The 4,648-nt window shown below is 42.0% G+C and carries 3 protein-coding genes and 3 tRNA genes; all 6 read right to left on the reverse strand.

Features of this window, described 5'->3' with window-relative positions; genetic code table 11:
• Positions 1-231: 231 nt before the first annotated feature.
• Positions 232-1,362: a sodium ion-translocating decarboxylase subunit beta gene (locus BCU84_RS18845; protein ID WP_102529595.1), complete on the reverse strand. Its 1,131-nt coding sequence runs from the start codon at positions 1,360-1,362 to the stop codon at positions 232-234.
• Positions 1,363-1,370: 8 nt separating this feature from the next.
• A complete protein-coding gene (gene oadA, locus BCU84_RS18850; RefSeq protein WP_102529596.1) occupies positions 1,371-3,164 on the reverse strand; it encodes a sodium-extruding oxaloacetate decarboxylase subunit alpha in 1,794 nt (597 codons plus the stop codon).
• A 16-nt stretch (positions 3,165-3,180) separates the two neighbouring features.
• Positions 3,181-3,426, reverse strand: coding sequence for an OadG family transporter subunit (locus tag BCU84_RS18855; RefSeq protein WP_102529597.1), 246 nt, complete (start codon positions 3,424-3,426; stop codon positions 3,181-3,183).
• 841 nt (positions 3,427-4,267) lie between these two features.
• Positions 4,268-4,344, reverse strand: a tRNA-Arg gene (locus tag BCU84_RS18860).
• A gap of 69 nt (positions 4,345-4,413) precedes the next feature.
• Positions 4,414-4,505: transfer RNA gene (locus BCU84_RS18865), tRNA-Ser, on the reverse strand.
• Positions 4,506-4,511: 6 nt separating this feature from the next.
• Positions 4,512-4,588 (reverse strand) — tRNA-Arg (locus tag BCU84_RS18870).
• Between the last annotated feature and the right edge of the window lie 60 nt (positions 4,589-4,648).

The following is a 4,648-nucleotide window of genomic DNA, read 5'->3' on the forward strand; positions in this document are numbered from 1 at the left end:
AGACTTAGTTTGTTGAGACTAGGCTTAATGAGACTTAGCTTGTTGAGATTAGATTTAATGAGACTTAGTTTGTTGACACTAGGTGGAATAGATTTGAGCAGGATAGGATGGTCTAACACCTTAAATGGCATGCATCAGTGCAATAACAATTTTAAGCCAATAAAAAAGCCACTGTTAGTCAGTGGCTTCATTCGATGACTCGCGTTTACTTGTCGCTACATTTGATAACGATTAGCCTAATACTGCAAGTAATACACCCGCAGCTACAGCGCTACCTAGAACACCAGCAACGTTAGGCCCCATAGCGTGCATCAGTAAGAAGTTTTGCTGATTAGCCTCAAGACCTACCTTGTTTACAACACGCGCTGCCATAGGAACCGCAGATACGCCCGCAGCACCAATTAATGGGTTTATCTTGCCGCCAGATAACTTAGACATCAATTTAGCCATCATCACACCTGCCGCAGTACCAATACTGAAAGCAACAGCGCCTAAGACTAAAATGCCTAAAGTTTCGATGCGCAGGAATTCTTCAGCTTGCAGTTTTGAGCCCACTGCTAAACCAAGGAAAATCGTCACAACGTTAATTAACTCATTCTGCGCAGTGCTTGAAAGTCTATCAACCACGCCACATTCACGCATTAAGTTACCTAAACAAAACATACCTACTAGCGGTGTTGCTGCTGGTAAGAACAGAATTGTCATACCGACCACCATCAGTGGGAAGATGATTTTTTCTTTCTTACTGACCTCACGAAGCTGTTCCATCTTAATGGTACGCTCTGATTCGCTGGTTAATAGACGCATAATCGGTGGCTGAATTAATGGTACTAAAGCCATATATGAGTATGCAGCAACCGCAATCGCACCTAATAAATCAGGAGCAAGCTTCGAGGCTAAGAAAATAGCTGTCGGACCATCTGCACCACCAATGATGGCAATAGCAGCCGCATCTTGCATGGAAAATTCAAAACCTGGCACTAGGTTCAATGCAATCGCACCTAGCAAGGTAGCAAAAATGCCAAACTGCGCAGCTGCGCCCAATAACAAGGTCTTCGGGTTAGCAATCAATGCACCAAAATCTGTCAGTGCACCTACGCCCATGAAAATCAATAGCGGGAAAATCCCCGTTTCAATTCCCACATGGTAGGCATACCAAAGCAAACCACCTTCGTCGGTAAAACCTGCATTTGGAATATTCGCTAAAATGGCACCAAAACCAATCGGTACTAATAATAGCGGCTCAAAACCTTTAGAAATGGCAAGGAAAAGTAATAAGCCTCCAATTGCCATCATAAATAATTGATCAGGTGCGAAGTTAGCAATACCCGTCTCAGACCAAAAGGCCATTAATCCTTCCATGCTATCTCCTACGCTAATGCTAACAGTGGCGAACCAACTGTAACTGCATCACCTTGCTTAACTGATATATTACGAATGATACCCGCAGTTTCTGCACGCACTTCTGTTTCCATTTTCATTGCTTCAAGGATGATGATGACATCACCTTCATTGACTTGATCGCCATCATTAACCAAGACTTTGAAAATATTGCCAGATAATGGCGCATTCATCGTGGTTTTGATTGTATTGCTGACAGGAGCATGTGGCGCTAATGGTGCAGGCGCTTGTGAGCCCGCTTCAGTGGTTGCAGGAACAATTTGGCTTATATCGCCACCTTCACTCACTTCAACGACAAAGTTTTGCCCCTGAACATTAACAGTGTACGTTTCAGGGCCTTTCTCTGTTTTCGCAGCAGGAACAGCCATATCATCAGCACTTGGGACTGGCTCAAATGCATCTGGATTACCACGGTTAGATAAAAACTGCAGGCCGATTTGGTTGAATAATGCATACGTCATCACATCGTCATCAGTTTCAGTCGCTAAACTAAAACCATCTTTCTTAGCGATGTCGCTTAACTCGGTACGCAGTTTTTCAAGTTCAGGCTCGATGAGATCGGCAGGGCGACATGTAATCGCTTCTGCGCCATTTAGTACTCTAGCTTGTAGTTCAGCGTTAACAGGGGCTGGTGTTGCGCCGTACTCACCTTTTAATACGCCTTCTGTTTCTTTTGCGAGTGTTTTATAACGTTCACCCATCAGGACATTAATAACTGACTGTGTGCCGACAATTTGTGAGGTTGGTGTAACTAGAGGTAAAAAGCCAAGATCTTCACGTACTCGTGGGATTTCTTCTAATACTTCATCCATCTTGTCAGCAGCGCCCTGCTCTTTAAGCTGGTTTTCCATGTTAGTTAACATGCCACCTGGTACTTGTGCACGTAAGATACGAGAATCAATGCCTTTAAGCGCACCTTCAAAACGTGCATATTTTTTACGTACATCTCTGAAATATGCAGCGATCTCTTCAAGGGTCGCCATGTCATAGCCCGTTGAGCGGCCATTATCTTCTGCCATTGCCACCAGTGTTTCAGTTGCTGAATGACCATAAGTTTGGCTCATAGAAGAAATCGCAGTATCAAGAACATCAATACCAGCTTCGATGGCTTTTTGGTACGTTGCAGTACTTAAACCCGTTGTAGCATGACAATGCATTGATACCGTTAAATCAGTTTGTGATTTCAAACGGCTAATAAGGTCATAAGCTTCCATTGGTTTAAGTAAACCAGCCATGTCCTTAATACATAACGAGTCACACCCTAAATCTTCGAGGTTTTTCGCCATTGAAACCCAAGTATCAACAGTGTGAACTGGGCTAGTGGTAAATGAAATCGTACCTTGGGCATGACCGCCGACCTGTTTAACCGCTTTTACTGCAGTCTCTAGATTACGTACATCGTTCATCGCATCAAAAACACGGAAAACGTCAACGCCATTTGTATGTGCGCGCTCAACAAAGCGCGTCACTACGTCATCAGCATAGTGACGGTAACCTAATAAATTTTGGCCACGCAGTAGCATCTGCTGTGGTGTATTTGGCATCACTTTTTTCAATTCGCGAATTCGATCCCAAGGATCTTCGCCTAAATAACGGATACAAGAATCAAATGTTGCACCACCCCAAGATTCTAAAGACCAAAAACCAACTTTATCCAGTAAAGGAGCGATAGGTAACATATCGTCTAAACGCAGGCGTGTTGCAAGAATAGACTGATGGGCGTCTCGTAATACTACATCTGTTAACGCTAAAGGCTTGCTCATAAATACTCCTAAACTGTTAATCTTTTGCACGATACTGATGAATAGCAGAGGTAATGGCTGCTACTAACTTAGGATCAAGTGTTGTTGCTGAAGCTGCGACAGGTGCTGGCGCATAGGCAACGGTAGGTTGAATCTCTGACTTGCATAATCTGGCGACGATTTTAATACCGACAATTAGCATACTCAAAAATATGAATACTAAGCCCATCCCCATTATCATCACGCCTAGGGCGTCAAATAACTGCTCAGATATTGAAGTCATACATCCTCTCTTGTCTTAATGTTCAATCAGTGATTGCACATAGGATCCATTTCGATTGCGTAAAGCCGATGAAATTATATAGCCTATCAGTGTTGCACCATTTTCATGCAGTACACATCATTTAAGTACCACATAGAATAATTATTCAATCAATATTAACCAATTTCAGATTATAAAAAAGAGCTCAAACTATCTAATTTAGTTATATCAGATTCTTCATCGACGAAAAATATAACTAATTTATAACAATTAATCCAACGCACTGTAAATTGGTCAGACCAAAAATAATAAAATTAAACCTCACTATGTGATAATTCTATAAATTATTCACAGTAATATTGAACATTATTCAATTCCGAGGGTTTTATCGCAAAAATGACAAGATTATGACCACTTCTATATAAAAAGAGATATCAAGAATAAGAACAACCAATCGCCCCAATGCTGTGCATGAATGCTCAAAAGCATAAATATGCCAATTTTAGCCCTAGAAGGTGACTATTTATGAACTTTATAACCAGATTGGCTTTGTTAGCAGTTAACTATTCTAGTGAATCAAACAAATCCTTCAGAGAGTGGCTTTAAAAAATTGATTATGTAGTTCAGTTAACTAGAACAGATTGAAATTATAAGAGGAGTTTTGGGACTTTAGAATCTTGAAAGTGAAAGGTGGAACGTGAAAGTTTTGATCTTGTGATTATCTGTTAATAACAGCTTGTATGGCAATGTGAACGAGTGATAACAGATAGTACTGATAAATCTGTGTCAACCAAGTCATAAAGCATAAATTAAACGTAAAAAAAAATGCCCTGTAGTAATCTACAGGGCATTCTCTTTATCATGGTGCGGATGGGAGGATTCGAACCTCCGACCGCCTGGTTCGTAGCCAGGTACTCTATCCAGCTGAGCTACATCCGCTAATTTTTTACGTTTACTGCATGCTCAATGCTATTTGAGCTTAGTTGCATATTCAATATATGCAAATAATGGCGGAGAGGGAGGGATTCGAACCCTCGATGGGAGTTAAAGCCCATACTCCCTTAGCAGGGGAGCGCCTTCGGCCACTCGGCCACCTCTCCGAATTATGGTGCGGATGGGAGGAGTCGAACCTCCGACCGCCTGGTTCGTAGCCAGGTACTCTATCCAGCTGAGCTACATCCGCATAATTTGGTATGAATTTTATATGGTGCGGATGGGAGGATTCGAACCTCCGACCGCCTGG

Origin of the sequence: Shewanella sp. 10N.286.51.B7 (genome assembly GCF_002873615.1) — a bacterium.
GTDB classification, from domain to species: domain Bacteria; phylum Pseudomonadota; class Gammaproteobacteria; order Enterobacterales; family Shewanellaceae; genus Shewanella; species Shewanella electrodiphila.

Coding starts and splice junctions, on each gene's coding strand:
- oadA (WP_102529596.1), bottom strand. CDS start 3,164: ATGAGCAAGCCTTTAGCGTTAACAGATGTAGTATTACGAGACGCCCAT.
- BCU84_RS18845 (WP_102529595.1), bottom strand. CDS start 1,362: ATGGAAGGATTAATGGCCTTTTGGTCTGAGACGGGTATTGCTAACTTC.
- BCU84_RS18855 (WP_102529597.1), bottom strand. CDS start 3,426: ATGACTTCAATATCTGAGCAGTTATTTGACGCCCTAGGCGTGATGATA.